At 71.6% G+C, this 17,917-nt stretch carries 12 protein-coding genes and 1 pseudogene; 7 read left to right on the top strand and 6 right to left on the bottom strand.

Going from position 1 to position 17,917, the window contains the following annotated elements:
• Window positions 1–13: 13 nt before the first annotated feature.
• From PZE19_RS18480 to PZE19_RS18455, 6 genes are all read right to left on the bottom strand, one after another.
• A complete protein-coding gene (locus PZE19_RS18480; RefSeq protein WP_277862108.1) occupies window positions 14–3,901 on the bottom strand; it encodes a hypothetical protein in 3,888 nt (1,295 codons plus the stop codon).
• 231 nt (window positions 3,902–4,132) lie between these two features.
• Complete coding sequence (locus PZE19_RS18475; RefSeq protein ID WP_277862107.1) at window positions 4,133–5,176, bottom strand: hypothetical protein; 1,044 nt, start codon at window positions 5,174–5,176, stop codon at window positions 4,133–4,135.
• A gap of 272 nt (window positions 5,177–5,448) precedes the next feature.
• Complete coding sequence (tssA, locus tag PZE19_RS18470; RefSeq protein ID WP_277862106.1) at window positions 5,449–7,353, bottom strand: type VI secretion system protein TssA; 1,905 nt, start codon at window positions 7,351–7,353, stop codon at window positions 5,449–5,451.
• A gap of 114 nt (window positions 7,354–7,467) precedes the next feature.
• A complete protein-coding gene (locus PZE19_RS18465) occupies window positions 7,468–7,923 on the bottom strand; it encodes a hypothetical protein (protein WP_277862105.1) in 456 nt (151 codons plus the stop codon).
• 94 nt (window positions 7,924–8,017) lie between these two features.
• Window positions 8,018–8,872 carry an ABC transporter ATP-binding protein gene (locus PZE19_RS18460; protein WP_277862104.1) on the bottom strand — a complete coding sequence of 285 codons (855 nt, stop codon included), beginning with the start codon at window positions 8,870–8,872 and terminating at the stop codon, window positions 8,018–8,020.
• 128 nt (window positions 8,873–9,000) lie between these two features.
• On the bottom strand, window positions 9,001–10,131 hold the full coding sequence (locus tag PZE19_RS18455; RefSeq protein WP_277862103.1) for a Gfo/Idh/MocA family protein: 1,131 nt from the start codon (window positions 10,129–10,131) through the stop codon (window positions 9,001–9,003).
• 121 nt (window positions 10,132–10,252) lie between these two features.
• On the opposite strand from PZE19_RS18455, the gene PZE19_RS18450 reads away from it, so the two are divergent.
• From PZE19_RS18450 to PZE19_RS18420, 7 genes and pseudogenes are all read left to right on the top strand, one after another.
• A complete protein-coding gene (locus PZE19_RS18450) occupies window positions 10,253–11,374 on the top strand; it encodes a Gfo/Idh/MocA family protein (RefSeq protein WP_277862102.1) in 1,122 nt (373 codons plus the stop codon).
• 468 nt (window positions 11,375–11,842) lie between these two features.
• A complete protein-coding gene (locus PZE19_RS18445; protein WP_277862101.1) occupies window positions 11,843–12,253 on the top strand; it encodes a hypothetical protein in 411 nt (136 codons plus the stop codon).
• Between the two features lie 109 nt (window positions 12,254–12,362).
• Window positions 12,363–12,758: pseudogene (locus tag PZE19_RS18440) on the top strand (IS5 family transposase); the annotation flags it as partial.
• Window positions 12,758–13,186, top strand: a complete 429-nt coding sequence (locus PZE19_RS18435; protein WP_368411304.1) for a transposase — start codon at window positions 12,758–12,760, stop codon at window positions 13,184–13,186. The pseudogene PZE19_RS18440 and the gene PZE19_RS18435, both read left to right, overlap by 1 nt.
• A 16-nt stretch (window positions 13,187–13,202) precedes the next feature.
• Complete coding sequence (locus tag PZE19_RS18430; RefSeq protein WP_277862099.1) at window positions 13,203–14,627, top strand: sensor histidine kinase; 1,425 nt, start codon at window positions 13,203–13,205, stop codon at window positions 14,625–14,627.
• Window positions 14,602–16,020 (top strand): sigma-54-dependent transcriptional regulator, encoded by a 1,419-nt coding sequence (locus tag PZE19_RS18425; protein WP_277862098.1) that lies wholly within the window; start codon window positions 14,602–14,604, stop codon window positions 16,018–16,020. Before PZE19_RS18430 ends, PZE19_RS18425 begins: the two co-directional genes overlap by 26 nt.
• Window positions 16,021–16,045: 25 nt before the next feature.
• Window positions 16,046–17,866, top strand: coding sequence for a hypothetical protein (locus PZE19_RS18420; protein WP_277862097.1), 1,821 nt, complete (start codon window positions 16,046–16,048; stop codon window positions 17,864–17,866).
• Window positions 17,867–17,917: the final 51 nt, after the last annotated feature.

The following is a 17,917-nucleotide window of genomic DNA, read 5'->3' as shown; positions in this document are numbered from 1 at the left end:
CGGATCGGCCCGGTCAGGGGCCGCGGAATTCCTCGGGCTTGATCTGGTCGTTTTCGATCTCGGCCGACCAGGTGAAGGTGGTCGCGCCCGGGGTCCGCGAGTGGGTCATCCGGAACGACTGGCCGGGCAGGATCGCCGCCTTCGGGCCAAGGGACCGCTTGACGCCCTGGATCGTCGCGCTCACCTCGCCGCCGCGGATCGGCTCGCGCACCGGGTCGTCCGGGCTGCGGACGAACTTGACGATGAAGCACTCCTGGTACACGCCCTCGCTCGAATCGAAGCCGATCGACGGCAGGAAGGTCATATAGCTCTTGACGTCGATCTGGCGGAAATGGACCGACAGGGTCCTCGCCGAGTCCTTCTTCTCGCCGATCCGCCAGGCCACCCGCAGGTCCCGGGGCTTGTCCATGGGGACCTGGGCCGACGTGACCTCGCCGACGACGCTGCCGACCGCGCCGGCGGGCAGGGGGAGCGACTTCTCGGCCTCGTCGATCGGGATCTCGGGCTCTCCGCCTCCGGGTGCGACGAGCGTCCGCTTGTAATAGAGGGTCAGGTCGCGGAACGTGACGTTCTTGAAGTTCAGGCGGTAGGTCGCCGACTTGCCCCGGTGCATGTAGCCCGAGCCGGGGTGGACCTTGAACTGGTCCTCGACGAGCGCCGCGAGCTTCTCGCCGTAGGTCGCCTTGAGGGCCTCGGGGTCGAAGGCGACCTGCAGCGTCACCGGCTCGGCGTAGGCCTGGGGGACGACCTCGATCGGGGCCGACGCCCTGGGGTCGACCCGGCCGCGGTAGAAGGCCATCGCCCTCAGCTCGTAGGTCTCGGCGTTGCTCGCCGGGTCGAGCTGGCGGATCGCGAAGGTCTCGAGCTTCCCGGCGGCGGCGAGGCTCACGTCGCGGAGCGCGCCGGGGGGCGAGGCCGCCGGCGCGGCGCCCACGCTGAGCCCGTTCGGCGGGGCGGCGAGGCCGACGAACGCCCGGCCCGGCGGGATCCGGTCGACGTCGTCGTCGTCGCCGGGCCGGGCCAGCCCCAGCCGGATCTCGGCCTTGCCGTCGCCGCCGATCTTGAGCGGGGCGCCGGCCGGGGGCTCGGTCTTCAGCGCCAGCGAGTCTCCCGCCGCGAACGGGTCGCGCGGCTCTTGGACGTCGAGCACCCTGGCCCGGGCGATCACCTCTTGCACGGGCGCGGGGGCGTTCGCGACATAATCCAGGTGCAGGCGCTCGGCCTGGAAGGCCAGGGTTCGGAGCCGCGTCAGGCGGTCCCAGGCTTCGACGAGGCCGTCCTCGCGCGCGGCGTCGGCCTGGGCCTCGGCACGGCCGAGCAGACGGACCGCGCGGTCGTCGACCTGGAGGAGGGCCCGGAGGTCCTCGGGCGTCCGGGTTTCGCCCCCGAAGCGCGCCGATCGGCGGAGCGTCGCCGTCACGCGGAAGCGGTTCGCGGCCTCCTCGTAGCGGCGGAACGCGGCCGCGGCGGCGTCGACCACCTCAGGAGAGCCCGGGGCGTCCTTGGCGGCGGCCCAGGCCTGGTCGACGAACGTGCCGTCGGCGTCGGCGGCCGACGCCCCCCCGGCGATCGCGCGGAGGCGTTCGTCGAGCGCCGCCAGACCGCCGGCGAGCGCCCAGAATCCGGGGTCGGCCGGCCGCGTCGCCGCGAGGTCGAGCGTGGCGTGGTCGGGATCGATCCGGACCGGTTCGGCGTGCCGCACGACGGCTTCGAGCAACGGGCGGCGCGACTCGGCGGGGATCCACGGCGTCCCCAGCGCGGCGTCCATCGCGACCCAGTCGCGGGCGTCGGCGCGGGCGGCGGCGAGCAGTTGCTTCTCCAGCGACTCCAGCGCCGCCTCCGCCTGGTTCGTCGCCTCGTGGAGGGATTCGACGCGGGCCTGCATCGCCTGGCCGAAGTCGCCTTCCGTCGGGACCGGCTGGTCGAGCGCGCGGACGAGGGTCTCGGCGTGTTCCAGCGCCAGGATCACCTCCGGGGGCAGGGGATGCTCGTCGAGGGACCGGGCGTCCGGCCGGCGAGCCCGCGCGCGGACGGCCCACTCCGCGATGTCGGGCAGCTCGGCCGCGATCCGCTCCCAGGTCGTCCGCACCTCGTGGAAGGCCCGGATCGTCCGGATTGCGGGGTCGTAGTGGGCCCGGGCGAAGGTCGGGATCGCTTCCAGCATGACCTTGCCGGCCTCGCCCGTCGTCTGGTCGGGGGCGAAAATCTGGTCCTGGAGCCGCCGGCGCTCGTCGTCGCCCTTCGCGATCTCGGGAAGGATCCAGCCCAGCCCGCGACGATCGACGGCCAGGGCTTCCTCGGCGCGGGCGCGGACCTCGACGAGGCGATGGAGGATCGCGGACCGGCGATCGTCCTTGAAGTAATCCGGGACCTTGAATTCCTGAATGTAGCGCAGCCCCCAGGCCGGGAGCTGGAGTTCCAGGTAACGGTCCGGGAAGCCGCTCGGCAGGGCGTCGGCCAGGACCCGGGGGGGCTCGGGGCGGCCGGGAGCCGCGGGCTTGGCAGCCGCTTCGGGCCTGTCCTTCGTCTCGGCCGGGGGTGGCGCGGCGGCCGGCGGCGAGGTCGCCCGGAGCGTCGGGTCGGCGGGGCCGGAGCCGGTCAGGAAGGTCAGGGCCTCGGTCAGGGCCCGCTTTCCTACTTCATCGCCCGCCACGGGCCGGAACAGGATGCCCTTCGCGGCCTCGTCGGTCCTCTTGAGGGCGGCGACCACGTCTTCGCGCCGCTGGGTCGCCGCCCGCAGCTCTTCGCGAGCGGCGTCGAGCGAGGCGGGGTCGGACCATGCCGAACGCAGGCGGCGCTCGGCACGGAGCAGGGCCGCCTGGTAAGACCGGATCGCGGCCGGATGCGATCGATAGGGGCGAGGAACCTGCGCGACGAGCGCGTCGTGCTTCCTCCACTCGTCCACGACCTCTTTCATCAGGGCGACCCGGGGCTCGACGGCCGGCGGCTCGGGCTTCGCGGCCGCCGCGTCCTTGTTCTCGGTGGGGGCGGACTCTTTCGAAGGCCCGGGGGCGGGCCTGGGCGTCGCCTGGTCCTTGGCCGGGGGGGCCGGGGGTTTGGTCGCGAAGGCCAGGGCGACGGGGCGGCGGGACTCGCCGATCCGCAGCAGCATGGGGGTCTGGACGGAATCGCGGTACTCGCGAGCCCAGCGGGCGACGTGATGGTGGACGTAGCGGTGCAGGCCCTCGACCGTGACCCGCCCGGGGATCTCGGTCGCGTCCCAGCCGCGGGCGTCGCCGGCCAGCCCCTCGCGCAGGAAATGGGCGAAGACGGACCTCCCCAGCGCGTCGGACCCCCAGCTTTTCTGCGCCGGGGCGGCCGAGGTCAACACGAAGACGGCGTGGTCGCCCGGCTTGATCCCCTCGACGATCGCCGCGAGTCCCTGATAGGGGACGTTCCCGAAGACTCCCAGGTCGCGGTCGCTGTCGACCTGGGCCAGGTCGAGCGCCAGCACCACGTCGCACTTCGCCGACCGGACGACCCCCTCGATGAGGTCTCGCAGGCTCCGCGGCTCGAATCCGGCGCCCCCGAAGCGGGTGCCGCCGATGGCGTCGAGCATCGGGGCCGAGACGTAGATGAGGACCGGCCCGCCGGGCCGCGAGCAGGCGGCCCGCGTGGCGTCGAGGAGGCTTTCGGGGCTGGCCGCGCCGGCGACCTCGGGACCGCCCCCGCCGACGACCGCGCGCGCGTCGGCCGCCAGGAACGGGACCTCGGCCGACGTCAGGCGCGCCGGGCGGAAATACCCGGCCTCGACGCGAAGGCCCTGGGCGTGCCGGTGGATGAGCCAGAGCGCAAGCCAGGCCAGGAGCACCAGCGCCGCGGTCAGCACCGCGGCTTCCAGGATCGCCAGGGACTGGCGCGGCTTCGAGAGCTTGAGGCCGTGCCCCGTCGCGGTCGCCATGGCGTTGTGGCCCCTTCCGACCTCGGCTTCGAAATGGAGGACCGCTCGCGGGCGAGCGGTTTCTTCCGTAAACATACCGACGCCACGGCGTTCGGCTCAACGAAAAAAGCCGGGCGACGCGCCGGCGGCGGCGATCCAACCGGGATCGGCCGCCATGGCGCGCGACGACGCCCCGGGGGACGGGCCCGGGGCGTCGCGGATTCTTGCAATCTTCGGCCGGGTCGGCCGCGGTCAGCGAGGGCTCGCCGACCAGTCCTTCGGCCGCGGGATCTTGACCGGGGCCGGGATCTTGACCGGGGCCGGGGCCGCGACGGGTTCGGGGGCGGGAATCGAGGCCGAGGTCCGGGCCACGGCCGAGTCCACCGGTGCGTCGGGGGCGGGGAGCAGGTTCAGCGAGGTGGTCGGCGGGGACGTCGGCGACGGAGTGGGCGGCGTCGGGGGCGGCGTCACCTCGGGATTGACCGCGGGGGGGACCGCGTCGAGCTTGGGCTCGTCGGCCTTCGGCGCGTCGTCGACCTTGATGTCGATGTTCGGGCCTTCCGGCTGGTTCACCTTGATCTCGGTGTTGGGCTTCGGGGCCGGGGCGGGCTCGGGCTTGTCGGGGATGATCTTCACGTACTGCGGGCAGGTCTGGTTGTTGGCGATCTCCTCGACCTGGCGGAAGGTCATCACGCCGTTGAAGAAGACCAGGCCGTAGAGCGGGCCGGGCATCGACGAGCCGGCGGGCGGCGGCGGGCAGCCCGGCGGCAGGCTCGCGGCGGCCTGGGCGCGGGGGTCGACGCCGATCGCGTCGCCGCCGGCGATCGGGCTTAGGCCGATGTAGCGCCAGCCCTTGAGGACCTTCTTGGTCCCGTTCATGTCGAAGACCGACTCGTAATAGCCGATCGGGACGTTGGTCGCCGACACGACGTACTCGGGGATCTTCATCGGGTCGGGCGCGGGGGCGGCGGGCGCGGCGGCGGGGTCGGCCGGCTCGGGCGGCGGGGCCGGGCCGCCGACGGCGACCAGGTTCCAGCCGTCCTTGAGCTGGATCTGCGGGGCCTTCTTGCCGCGCGGCTGGATGGCGTATTCCTCGGAGAAGTCGGGCAGATATTCGAGCTTGATCTTCACCATGCGGCCGGTGGCGTCGGCCGGGGTGACGAGCAAGTAAGGCTTGGGCCGCCAGTAACGGATGCCCGGGTCGCCGGCGACCGGATACTTGATCACCGAGACGCCGGTGCACCCGACGCACAGGCCGAGGGCGAGACAGGCGAAAACCGACCGGGGGGTCATCATGACCGACTCCTTAAAACGCATCCATGCTTGCGGCGTGCGGCCTCCTGAGCGCCGAACTTCCTGGGCGCTTGGCCCCGGGCCCGTGGCTCGCTCGGAGCGAGACGAATCTTCGATTCCGCCGGCCGATTTCGGGGAGCGTCCCGGTTTCGGCCGACGATCCAGCGGACGAGTGCGTCCGCGACGCCGGTATTATCGGCCGGGCAAGAGATAGGGGTTCTTTGAATCCTCGGAATTCTTCCGAATTTCCGCGTCGCCCGTCTTGACGCTGGGATTCACATGTTTTCCAACCGAATCGCCAGGCCGATGTCGAGCTGGCAGAGGCGATGATGGATGATGGCCGCCCGGGCCTCGTCGCGGCCCCGCAGGCAGCGATAGAGCGACGAGAAGACGCGGGCGCAGAGGCCGGCACCCTCCCACTGGTCGAGCTTCTGGTCGTCGATGCGGGCGGCCAGGTTTTCCAGGATCGGCAGCGCCAGCGCGTCGCGGTTCAGGGCGAGGCACAATTCCGCCTGCTGGAGGGCGCGCAGGAACCGCTCGCGGCCGCTCTCGGCCTGCCGCGAGGCCCTGGCCATGACGGCGAGCGCCTCGGCGACCTCGCCGTTGCGCAGGTGATCCTGGGCGACGTCCCAGGCGTCGACCGCCGCGGCCGGCCGCGAGGCCGACGCGCCGTCGTCCTCCGCCGCGGGCTCGACGTAGGCCGGGCCGATGCGCGAGAGGTCGACGACGGGCTCCGACGCCGGCTCGCCGATCAGGCCGGTTTCGGTCAGCCAGGAGCGGGTGGCCGGCGAGGCGCAGGGCGTGCCGTCGCGAAGAGGGGCCTCGACCCATCCCTCGTGGTCCTTCAGGCATGCTTTCAAGAGCGACTTGCAGGCGCGCAGGGGGTCTTCCAGGCCCAGCCCGGCCAGCGCCGTGGATGCATAAGTGTGGAGGTCCAACCAACCGCGGCCTTCGGGACGCCCGAGCGCCTGCTCGGCCTCGTCGAGCATGGCCTTCCAGGAATCCTCGTCGCCTTCGCGCGAGGCCAGGAAGAGCTTCTCGCGGACCTCGCTGGAGGGCGGGGGGAGCCGCGACGGATCGAGGCCGTCGGGCTGGTAGAGGCCGCCCAGGGCCAGGGCGCGGACGACCAGATAGGGGGTCGGGTCGGCGGGGTCCTGGCCGCGGAGGAAGTGGGCGGCCTCGGCGATCTGGTCGCGGGCGTCCTCGGGCGTGGACGGCGCGCCGGCCGCTCGCCGTCGGGCCGGCCTGCGGGAGGGCTTCGGCGCCTCGACCTCGGACTCCGACTCGGACCAGCCGTACTGCGAGACCTCGGCGTCGTGCGATTCGGAGTCGCCCCAGCCGTCGTCGACCGCTTCCGGCTCGGTCTCGGGTTCGGGCGGCGGGCGGTCGTCGGGCTTCCTGGCGAGAATCTGACGGGCGAGCTTCTTACACCCCAGGAGCGCGGTCTCCAGCTTGCTGAGCCGGGGCCGATTCGGCCCCTTCCACCGGCCGGCGATGCCCTGGTTGATCTGCTCGACGACGGCGAGGCATTCCTCGCAGGTTGCGAGATACGTCTCGTAGAACGACCGCTCGGTCGCGTGCACGGCCTCCTCGAAACGCTCGCCCGTCAGGCGGCCTTCGAGGGCGTCGGCGCGGTGTTCTTCGTTCTCGAACTTGCTGTTGGCCAGGATCTCGGTCTTGCGCGAGGCCTCGTAGTCCAGGAACGTATACGTGTAGTCGGGCGCGCTGGGGACGTAGGTCACGGGCACGCCGCGCACCAAGAGGGGCAGGACGCGATCGTGGTCGATGAACTCGTAGACCCCCTCGCGCAGCTCCAGGTCGCCGCGCTCGGGGTGGAGTTCGTCCCAGTAGCGCTCCTGGAGGGCCAGGACCAGCCGCAGGCCGTCGCGGACGCCGACGAGGCCGTGCTGGTGGGAGCACGCCTCGGCGACCCAAGCGGCGATTTGAAGGTCCTTCGACCGCTCGCGGAGCAGGCGGGAGCCCAGGCTCAGGATCGCGCGCCAGTCCGAGGTCTTCTTATCGCGGGACCAGACGCCGTCGGCCCCGGCGTCCTCGTCGGCGCGGCGGGCTTCTTCCAGATCGGCGTACTCGTCCTCCCAGCGGAGGTACTCGCCGACGGCGTCGCTCTCGGAGATCGGCTCGACCAGCTCGTCGACGTCCAGCACGGCGGGTTCGCTCATGGTCGGTCCCCGATCGCGACGGTTCCGCGGGCGTCATCGCCCCCGGCGACGCCATCGAAGTGTATCGCGGCCGGGGGCGAACTCAAGACGCCGACGCGCGGGGGTCCGCCGTCGTCAGATCCCCCCGCCGGCCTGCGGGATGGCGTAGACCGGGGCCGCGACCGCCTGGCCCGAGGCCGAGGGCCCGTACACCGGCGCGGGGGCGACGCAGTTCCCCTGCGGCATCGGGCAGAAGCCCTGCGGGAAGGCGCAGTTCCCCGAGGGGAACGGGCAGTAGCCCTGGGGGTAATAGCAGGCGCAGGGGGCCGGGCCCTGGGCCGAGGCCTGCGGCGAGCCCAGCAAGGGCGGCGACAGTACGGGCGTCGGCGGCGGCAGGGGCGTGATCGCGATCGGCTGGGGCGTGAAGGGCGCGCCCTGATAGAGGACGGTCGGCGCCTGCTGGGGGACGCCGTAGACCGCCTGGGGCGAGGGCTTCGTCGGCGAGAAACCCTGGGCGCGGGCCGACGCGGCCAGGGCCAGGCCGGCGACGGCGAGGCAGGCGATTCGGAACGTCCGGCGGGGGAAGGACATGGACGCCTCCGGTGAGTGCGCGAGCGAGAAAGGGGGACACGTCGGTCGGGTAATTATAACCCATCCTTTCCGGCGAGGCGTCCCGTTCGCGGCGTCAGGCCCGCGCGCCGCCCGAGAGGAGCGACGCCCAGGCCCCGGGGCTGACGCGCGAGTAGTAGCGGCCGTCGGCGCGGACGACTTCGAGCGGGCACTGGTAGACGTCGGAGAGGAGGTCCGACCGCAGCACCGACTCGGGATCGCCCTGGGCGGCGACCCGGCCGTCCTGGAGCACCATCACGTGCGAGACGGCCGGCGGCAGCTCCTCCAGGTGGTGGGTGATGAGCACGACGGTCGGCGGGTCGGCCTCCTGGTGGAGCGACTGGATGGTGGCGAGGACCTGCTCGCGCGCCAGCAGGTCGAGGCCCGAGGTGGGCTCGTCGAGCAGCAGCAGCCGGGGCTTGCGCACCATCGCGCGGGCCATCAGGCAGCGGATCCGCTCGCCGCTGCTCAGGCTCATGTAGGGCGTCCGCAGCGCCGCGTGGAGGCCGACGGTCTCCAGCAGGCGTTCGGCCTCGGCGCGGTCGTGGGGGGTCGTCTCGCGGTAGAGGCCGACGGTCCCGAACGCGCCGGTGGTCGCGACTTCGAGGGCCGTCATCTCGGGGTCCGGCTCGGCCAGCCCCGTCGGCTGGACCAGGCGGAGCGACTCGCGGAGGTCGTGGAGGTTGACCGAGCCGAAGGCCTCGCCCAGGACCGACACCTCGCCGACGGTCGGCCAGAGGTAGCCCGAGATCACCCGCGTCAGCGTGCTCTTGCCGCTTCCGTTGGGTCCCAGCACCGCGACGCACGCGCCCGAGGGGACGGACCAGTCCACGTCCTTGAGGATCCAGCGCCCCTGGCGGTAGACGCCGACGTTCTGCGTACGGATGGCGAGGGAGTCGGGGCGGGAAGGCCGGGCGTCGGCTTGATCCATGGGGGCGGACTCGATGCGCTGGGGCGGGCCGGCTTGCGTCGTCGCCGGGAAAACGAACCCGCGCGCCGGGGGGCCGGCGCGCGGGCTTCTTGGACATTATAGAGGATCGAGCGGCCTGCGGGTTCGGGTCAGAACGTCGGGATGACGATCCGGTCGCCCCCCTTGACGGCCGACTCGTGGGCGCAGAGGCCGACCATGGTCCAGTTGGCCGAGGTCTCGGCGTCGGGCAGGGCGGGGCGGTCGCCCTTCACGGCGCTCAGGAAAGCATGGACCAGGTGGGGGTGCGAGCCGCCGTGCCCGCCGCCTTGCAGGAACGAGAGGTGGTCGGCGTCCTGGATCGCGGCCGGCTGGGTGAAGCGGCGGATCCCCTCGGGGAGCAGGTGGGCGTAGTCGGGCACCTTCACGCGCTTGGGAATCTCGGGCTCGGTGAGCGGGGCGCTTGCGGTGCTCTTGGTGTGGATGACCGGGTCCTCGCCCTCGACCTGCTGCCACTCGAACGACTTGCGGCTGCCGGTGGCGTCGAAGCTCTCGCGGTACTGGCGGGCCGTGTCGAAGAGGCTGCGGGTCACCTCGGCGACGACGTCGCTGTCCTTGATCTTGAACGTGGCGGTCTCGATCGCGTATGGGCTGTTGTACTTGGAGATCAGGTCCTCGGCGATGCGGCCCGAGCCGTGGCAGACGACGCTCTCGGCGTGCTTGCCGAGGAGGGCCAGGCAGGGGCTGACGCAGTGGGTGGCGTACCACATCGGCGGCAGGCCGGGCCAGTACTCGGGCCAGCCTTCCATGTCCTGCTGGTGGCTGCCGCGGAGGAACTGCAGGCGGCCCAGCTCGCCCTTCTCGTACAGCTCGTGCACGAAGAGGTATTCGCGGCTGTAGACCACGGTCTCCATCATCATGTAGACCTTGCCGCTGGACCGCTGGGCGTCGACGACCTTCTTGCAGTCCTCGACGCTGGTCGCCATCGGCACCGTGCAGGCGACGTGCTTGCCGGCCTCGAGCGCCTCGATCGACATCCAGGCGTGGTCGGGGATCGGCGAGTTGATGTGGACGGCGTCGATCTCGGGGTCCTTGAGCAGCTCGCGATAGTCGCTGTAGCGGCCCTTGATCCCGTACTTCTCGCCGACCTCCTCCAGGCCCTTCGGGTCGCGACGGCAGACGGCGGACATCTCGGCGCCGGGGTAGTTCTGATAGATCGGGATGAACTCGGCCCCGAAGCCGAGGCCGATGATCGCCACGCGGATGGGCTTGTCGCTCGCCATCGTCGATGATCCCCTGATTGTCGTCGCCTTCGACCCTGTCGCGAATGGACTCCGTGCGGAGTAACGTGCAGGATAGTGGGGCCCGAAGTCGAAGGCAAGCGCACCGCGAGGATTGATCGCCATGGCCGAGTTCTCCCCTTCCAACCCCGTCCGCGTGGGCTTCATCGGCGTCGGCGCCGTGACCGCGTACCACCACCTGCCGGGCCTCCGCCTCGACCCCAGGGCCAAGCTGACGGCGATCTGCGACGCCGACCCGACGCTGCTGGCGAAGCGTCAGGCCGAGTGGGGGATCGAGCACGCGACGACCGACGCGATCGCTCTCTGCAACGACGACTCGATCGACGCGGTCGTGATCGCCACCCCCAACGACACCCACCGGCCGATCGCCGTCGCCGCCGCCGAGGCCGGCAAGCACGTCATGGCCGAGAAGCCCCTGGGCCTGAACGCGGCCGAGGTCGGCGACATGTACGAGGCCGCGCGCGACGCCAGCGTCGTCCACATGACGGCCTTCACCTATCGCTTCGCGCCGGCCATGCGGTACATCCGCAGCCTGGTCAAGTCGGGCGGCCTCGGCGAGCCCCGCCACTTCCGCTCCCAGCGCTTCCTCGACTGGCCCGAGACGAGCTGGGGATGGCGGCAGTACAAGGACCGCGCCGGCGCCGGCGACCTGTTCGACATGACCATCCACCGCATCGACTTCGCCATCGACCTCATGGGCCCGATCGCGCGGGTCTGCGGCGCCGTGGCCCGCTTCGCCCCCCGCGACAAGACGGCCGACGGCCAGCCCTGCAAGCCCTCCGAGGTCGACGACTGGTCGTCGCTGATCGGCGAATTCCAGTCGGGCGCGACGGGCGTCTGGGAGGGGACCACCCTGGCCAAGGGCTACCACCGCGACGGCTTCGGCCACGAGTGGGCCGAGATCAACGGCTCGGAGGGCTCGGCCGTCTACCGCCTCCACGAGCCCAACGTCGTCCTGCTCGGCAAGCGCGGCCACGACCTGGCCCCCGTCGCCGTCCCGGCCGAGTTCCTCAAGCCCGCCGGCAGCCCCCGCGACGTCGCCGAAGGCGCGCCCGCCACCGTCTTCCGCTACGACCTGATCTGGGAGTTCATCTCGGCGATCGTCGAGGACCGCCCCGCCGTCCCGAGCTTCCACGACGGCCTCAACGCCCAGATCGTCGCCGACTCCGTCCTCGACTCCCATCGCCGCCGCGCCTGGGTCGACACCCCCATCGCGCCCCTCTAAGTTTCTCGACGGCGTCCATAAAATTCTAAATCGAGCAAAGGCATTACGCTCGAATATTTCGTAGGATCGTTATATTCTCGAAGCAACGCGTGCGACTTTAAAAAACCGCAATACGACGGAGTCAGACACGCAATGCAAGACGACGCAGGCCAACCTCAAGTTCAAGATTCGTTTCCATTACTTCAGTTCATCGAACTTTGGCAAAGCCTGGCGAACGAGCTTCTCGACGCTCGCACGAAAGCTCAAACGATACATCGAACCACTAGGGCCTGTTGACTGCCCGGGGGTTGATCCGGTAAAGGTTTAAGACGGGCCGCGTCCCAGGAGCGGCGTCGCCGGACCCGTCGTCGCTCCCGGCGACCGCCGTCGCGGGGAGGGGGACGAGGTCCTGCGGTCGTGGGTGCAGCGTAAAGCCTTCGTCGCTCGGGCTGTCAGGTCGGGGAGAAGGACGGGCGTATGGTGCCGCGAATGTTCTCGACCGCCGAGTGGCTCGCCACGCTGATGCGCCGGTGGGACCGCCAGGGATACACGCCGAACGTCGCGTTGACCGAGAATGGTGGGGTACCGCCCATCCGCCTTGAGGAGGCGGAACGGACGATAGCGCTCGTCCAGACGGCCGACGGCCGCCAGCTCGTCCTGACCAGCGATCGGATCGTCGAGGGCGATCGGACCGTCCTGAGGTACGGCGAGGTGAGCCGTTGTCATTGGATCACCGATCACGCCGACCCGTGGGAAGCCGCACGGCTAAAGCGAACGCATTGGCACCGATTGATCCTTGACCTGAGCGACGGTCGGAAAGTGGCGTTGGATCAGTTGGGGCAGGCGGTTTTCCCCTTGCTCCGGTTCTTCCAATCGATCAGCCGAGTTTCGGCCAAGTGAACTTTCCGACGGCCGTCCATTCAGGTTTCTAGGGCCTGTTGACTGTCCGGAGGCTGTTACGGTAAAGGTTTAAGGCGGATCACGACCCAGGAGGGGGGCCGACGCCGCCATGCGATACTTGATCACCGACGAGACTTGGTCCGTCTTCGGCCCTATGGTCGAGAAGTGCCGCTCGAAGCTGGGCCCCGAGCCGGAGCTGCCCGACCGCATGTTCTTCGAGGCGGTCCTCTACTGGGCGAGGACCGGCATCCCCTGGCGCGACCTGCCGGCCGAGTTCGGGGCGTGGGACGCCGTCTACAACCGCTTGCGCCGCTGGATCCACTCGGGCCGGCTCAAGAGGCTGTTCGAGCTGATGTCCGAGCGGGCCGAGTGCGAGGACGCCCGCCGGCTGATGATCGACTCGACGGTCGTGCGGGCCCATCAGCACGCCGCCGGGGCCGGGCGGAAAAAGGGGGCGGCGAAGCGCAGGCCCTCGGGCGGTCGCGCGGCGGCTTCACGACGAAGGTGATCGCCGTCGCCTGCGACGAGGACGGCGTCGTCGCCCTGGACGTGGCCGAGGGCCAGAGGAACGACGCCCCTTTGGCGAAAGGCGTGCTGATCGAGGCCCGCGACGCGGTCGGCGAGGTCGCCGAGGTGCTCGGCGACAAGGGGTTCGATTCCGACGCCGTCCGCGACGTCGTCCTGGACGACCTCGACGCCCTGCCGGTGATCCCGAACCGGAGCAACCGGAAGGAGCCCTGGCCGTGGGACGACGAGATGCGGGAGGTCTACAAGCAGCGGAACCGCGTCGAACGCGCGTTCGCGAAAGCGAAGCAGTTCCGCCGCTTCGCCACGAGATATGAGAAGCTGAAGGACGTCTACCTCGGCGTGGCCCGCCTCGTCTTCGGCTTCATCCACGTCCGGAGGCTCGCTCAATCCGTCAACACGCCGTAGTCGGCCGCGACGCATCATGAACGGTTCCATCCGTCGCCAGATCCTGATCCCGATCGTCGCCATCCAGACGGCGACGATCGCGGCGATCACGGCGGCGGGGGTGGGGCTGGCGGCCTCGCGGAACGAGCGGCAGAGCGTGGCGCGGCTGGCGACGGTGATCGACGTGCTGGAGCGGTCGACGTTCCCGCTCACGTCGCAGGTCCTGGAGCGGATGCACGGGCTCTCGGAGGCCCATTTCGTCGTCAAGGACGCGGCCGGTCGGACGTTCTCGGCGAGCGACGAGGGGCTCGCCGCGCAGGCGCCCGACGCCCGCGCCGTGCCCGATTTCCGCCCGCCCGACTTCGCGTCGTGGCGGCAGTGGCCGACGTTGAAGGTCGACGGCCGGACGTACTACGCGGCCAAGATCCCCGCGCCCGCGTCGAGCGCCGGGGGCGGGGCGACGCTGCTGGTGCTCTACCCCGAATCGAGCTGGCGGGCCGCCCTGTGGGACGTCGCCGCCGCGCCCGTCGGCCTGGGGCTGGCGGCGATCGCCCTCTCGGCGCAGGCCGCGCGGTGGTTCGCCGACCGGATCGGCCGGCGCGTCCACCGGCTGCGCGGCCAGGTCGCGCGGATCGCCGACGGCGACTTCGCCGAGATCGAGCCCGGCGAGGGCCGCGACGAGATCGCCGACCTGATCCAGTCGGTCAACCAGATGAGCCGGCAGCTCCGGGACATGCGCCGGGCCGCCGCGCAGGCCGAGCGCACCCAGCTCCTCGCCCAGCTCGCGGCCGGCTTCGCGCACCAGCTGCGCAACACCCTCACCGGAGCCCGGCTGGGCGTCCAGCTCCACGCGAAGCGCTGCGGGGCGACCGGGAACGACACCAGCCTGGGCGTGGCCGTGCGTCAGCTCGAACTCGCCGAGGAGCAGGTCCGCGGCCTGCTCACCTTAGGCCGGCTGGAGCAGCGCCCGCACGGCCCCTGCGACGTGGCGGGCCTGGTCCGGGACGTCGCCAGCCTGCTGGAGCCGACGAGCCGGCACGCCCGGGTCGCGCTCGAGGTCGACGCGCCCGACCGGCCGGCCGTGGCCGACGTCGACGAATCGAGCCTCCGCGCCGCGGTGCTGAACCTGGGCTGGAACGCGCTCGATGCGGCCGGCGCCGGGGGCCGGGTGCGCTTCCAGTTGATCGCGGCGGCGGATACGATGGTGATCGAGGTCGCCGACGACGGGCCGGGGCCCCCCGCCGACCTCGCGGCGGCGATCTTCGACCCGTTCGTGACGGGCAAGCCGGAGGGCGTCGGCCTGGGCCTGGCCCTGGCGCGACGAGTCGCCGAGGCGCACCGCGGGACGCTGGGCTGGCGTCGCGACGAGGGCTGGACCCGGTTCCGGCTGACCCTGCCGCGAGAGGCCCCGGACACGCCGCAGGCGGGGAGCGTCGATGAGTCGGGTCCTGATCGTGGATGACGAGGCCAGCATCTGCTGGGCCTTCGGCGAATACCTGGGCGACCTCGGCCACGACGTCGCCGTCGCGTCGACGGCCGAGGAGGGGCTCGACGCCGCCCGCCGCGGCCCGTTCGACGCCGTCGTGCTCGACGTCCGGCTGCCGGGCATGGACGGGCTCTCGGCCATGGGGGCCTTCCGCGACCGCCTGGGCGCGGCGCCGATCATCATCGTCACGGCCTTCGGCAGCCTCGACACGGCCGTCCGCGCGATGGAGGCCGGGGCCTTCGACTACCTCGTCAAGCCGTTCGACCTGGACCAGGCCGGCGCGGTCGTCCAGCGGGCGCTCGAGTCGGGGGCCGGGGTCCGCGAGGAGCCCCGTCCCCGGGGGACCGGCGCGGGGCCGCACATGCGGCTGGTCGGCTCGTCGCCGCCGATGCAGGCGCTCTTCAAGCAGATCGCCCTGGTGGCCGCCACCGACGTCCCGGTCCTCATCACCGGCGAGAGCGGCACGGGCAAGGAGCTGGTGGCCCGCGCGATCCACGAGAACAGCCCGCGACGGCCCCGGACGTTCCTGCCCGTCTGCCTCGCCGCCCTCAGCCCGGGGCTCGTCGAGGGCGAGCTGTTCGGCCACATGCGGGGCTCGTTCACCGGCGCGAGCCAGGACCGCAAGGGGCTGCTGGAGCTGGCCGCCGGGGGGACGGTTTTGCTCGACGAGATCGGCGACGTGCCGCTGGGCATGCAGGTCAAACTGCTGCGGGCCATCGAGCACCGCGAGGTCACGCCCGTGGGCGACGCCCGGCCCCGGCCGATCGACGTCCGGTTCCTGGCCGCCACCAACCGCCCGCTGCCGAAGCTGATGGCCGAGGGCCAGTTCCGCGAGGACCTCTTCTTCCGCCTCAGCGTCTTCCCGATCCACATCCCGCCCCTGCGCGATCGGCTGGAGGACGTCCCCGACCTGGCCCGGCACTTCCTGGCCCAGGTCGACCCGAGGCAGGGGGGGGAGGTCGCGCTCCGCGACGACACGCTCGCCGAGCTGCGGCGGCGGCCCTGGTCGGGGAACGTCCGCGAGCTGCGCAACGCCATCGAACGCGCCGCCATCATCGCCCGCGGCGGGCCGATCCTGCCCGAGCACCTGCCGCCCGAAGTCGCGGGCCACGGCCCCGAAGCCGGGCCCGGCGGCGAGGGCCTGGACGCGATGCTCGCGCGCTGGACCGAGACGCTGTTGAAAACCCTGCCCGACCCCGACGCCGAGGGGGCCGACTCGCTCTACGACCGCTTCCTGGCCCAGGTCGAGCCCCCCATGCTCCGCACCGTCCTGCGGCGGGAGTCGGGCAACAAGGCCCTCGCCGCCCAGCGGATCGGCATCCATCGCTCGACGCTCCGCCAGAAGCTCCGCAAGTACGGCCTGGAATGACACGACCCCGCCCGCCGAGGCCGGAATGGATACGCACCTCCCCGCGTCCGACGACCCCGCCGCCCCCGCGACGCGACGCTCGCTGCGATCGTACGCCCTCCTGACGATCGCCCTCGCCGCGACGGTCTTGATCGGCATCGTGACGACCTTCTTCGTCGTCGACCACACGCCGATCTGGGTCTACTGGGCGATCGGCCTGGGCTTCCTCTGGGTCGTCGACTTCGCCTATGCGATCGCGCTCGTCTCCTCCCTCGCGGCGCTCCCGCTCGTGATCCTCGGCCTGAAACGATCGCCCAGGCGGCGAGCCTGGATGCGCCTCGGCCTGCTCGCCGGCTCGGTGCTGATCGGGGCGGTCGTGCTGGAGGGGGCCTCGGTGCTGATCCTCGCGCGGCAGGGGCGGACTTCGGTGATGCCGGCGGGCGGGACGGAATCGAGCCGGGGCGAGCGGCTGATCCGCGGCAGGATCCCCGACGCCGTCGAGGAGGTCGAGCTGCCGACGACCTTCCCCGACCAGGAGGATCGCGTGAGCATCGCCGTCGTCGGCGAATCGAGCGCGGCGGGCGTGCCGTACGACCGCTGGCTGTCGATCGGCAAGGTAGTCGCCTGGGGCCTCGGGCAGGCGATCCCCGGGCGGAAGTTCCAGCCTGAGGTGCTGGCGCAGTCGGGCGAGACGCTGGAGCTCCAGCACCAGAACCTGGCGAGCCTGAAGCATCGGCCCGACGTCCTGATCGTCTATTGCGGCCACAACGAGTTCTCGGCGCGGATCCCGCACAAGCGAGACCTTGCTTATTACGCCGACGCCGACGAGCCCGGCCCCGTCGCGGCCCTGGCGACGAACGCCCTGGCCTGGTCGTCGTTCCACGCTCTGGTGCGCCGGAACATCGAGAAATGCCGGATCGCCATCCCGCCGCCGGCGAACGGCCATCGGGCCCTCGTCGACGTCCCGGCCTACACGGACGACGAATACGAGAGGCTTTTGGCGGACTTCCGCCGCCGGCTCGAAGCCGTCGCCGCCTACGCCGAGAAGCTGGGCGTGATCCTGGTGCTGATCGCGCCGCCGGGCAACGACTCCGCAAGCGACCCCAACCGGTCGTACCTGCCCCCCGAGACGCCCCGGGCCGAACGCCAGGCGATCGAGCGGGCCTACCTGGCCGCGAAGGCGCTCGAAGCAACCGATCCGTCGGCGGCCATCCAGGGATACCGCGAAGTGCTCAAGCGCGCCCCCGGGTTCGCCGCGGCCCACTGGCGGCTCGCCCGCCTGCTGGCGACGCGCGGCGACGCGGCCGAGGCCTATGAGCACGCCGTCGTGGCGCGCGACCACGACGGCTATCCCCAGCGCATTCTGACGGCCTTCCAGGAGGCCTATCGCGAGACGGCCCGTCGTCACGCCGGCATCTTCATCGACGGCCAGAGCTACTTCCACGCCGTCAGCCCCGACGGCCTGCTCGACGACCGCCTCTTCCACGACGCGATGCACCCGTCCTACCGCGGCCAGCTCGCCCTGGCCCAGGCCGTCCTGCGCGGCCTGCACGCGCGAAGAGCCTTCGGCTGGCCGGCCGACGCGCCCGAGCCGGTCATCGACCCGGCCGCGTGCGCGCAGCACTTCGGGATCGACCCGGGCGTCTGGCGCTACCTCTGCCTCTGGGGCATGATGTCGTACGAGATCACCGGCCCCGCCTCCTACGACCCGACCCTCCGCCGCCTCAAATACGAGGCCTTCGCCCGCGCCGCCGACGCCATCCAGGCCGGGACCGCCCCCGAGGCCGTCGGCCTCGCCAATATCGGCCGCCTGGAGCCGATCCCGATCGTCCCCTACGGCGGACCCGCCACGTCGGCCCGTCCCTGAATTTCTATCCCCCGATCCTGGGGTATGGTCTGGGTGTCGTCGACGAATGAT

The sequence above is a fragment of the Paludisphaera mucosa genome, assembly GCF_029589435.1.
Taxonomy (GTDB): Bacteria; Planctomycetota; Planctomycetia; order Isosphaerales; family Isosphaeraceae; genus Paludisphaera; species Paludisphaera mucosa.
The sequence above is the reverse complement of the archived record's forward strand: the minus strand, read 5'-3'. Positions and strand labels throughout refer to the sequence as shown.

Excerpts from the sequence above, each read along its gene's own strand:
- PZE19_RS18475 (WP_277862107.1), bottom strand. The coding sequence starts at position 5,176 with ATGATGACCCCCCGGTCGGTTTTCGCCTGTCTCGCCCTCGGCCTGTGC.
- PZE19_RS18430 (WP_277862099.1), top strand. The coding sequence starts at position 13,203 with ATGAACGGTTCCATCCGTCGCCAGATCCTGATCCCGATCGTCGCCATC.
- PZE19_RS18445 (WP_277862101.1), top strand. The coding sequence starts at position 11,843 with ATGTTCTCGACCGCCGAGTGGCTCGCCACGCTGATGCGCCGGTGGGAC.
- tssA (WP_277862106.1), bottom strand. The coding sequence starts at position 7,353 with ATGAGCGAACCCGCCGTGCTGGACGTCGACGAGCTGGTCGAGCCGATC.
- PZE19_RS18425 (WP_277862098.1), top strand. The coding sequence starts at position 14,602 with ATGAGTCGGGTCCTGATCGTGGATGACGAGGCCAGCATCTGCTGGGCC.
- PZE19_RS18450 (WP_277862102.1), top strand. The coding sequence starts at position 10,253 with ATGGCCGAGTTCTCCCCTTCCAACCCCGTCCGCGTGGGCTTCATCGGC.
- PZE19_RS18455 (WP_277862103.1), bottom strand. The coding sequence starts at position 10,131 with ATGGCGAGCGACAAGCCCATCCGCGTGGCGATCATCGGCCTCGGCTTC.
- PZE19_RS18420 (WP_277862097.1), top strand. The coding sequence starts at position 16,046 with ATGGATACGCACCTCCCCGCGTCCGACGACCCCGCCGCCCCCGCGACG.
- PZE19_RS18480 (WP_277862108.1), bottom strand. The coding sequence starts at position 3,901 with ATGGCGACCGCGACGGGGCACGGCCTCAAGCTCTCGAAGCCGCGCCAG.
- PZE19_RS18460 (WP_277862104.1), bottom strand. The coding sequence starts at position 8,872 with ATGGATCAAGCCGACGCCCGGCCTTCCCGCCCCGACTCCCTCGCCATC.
- PZE19_RS18465 (WP_277862105.1), bottom strand. The coding sequence starts at position 7,923 with ATGTCCTTCCCCCGCCGGACGTTCCGAATCGCCTGCCTCGCCGTCGCC.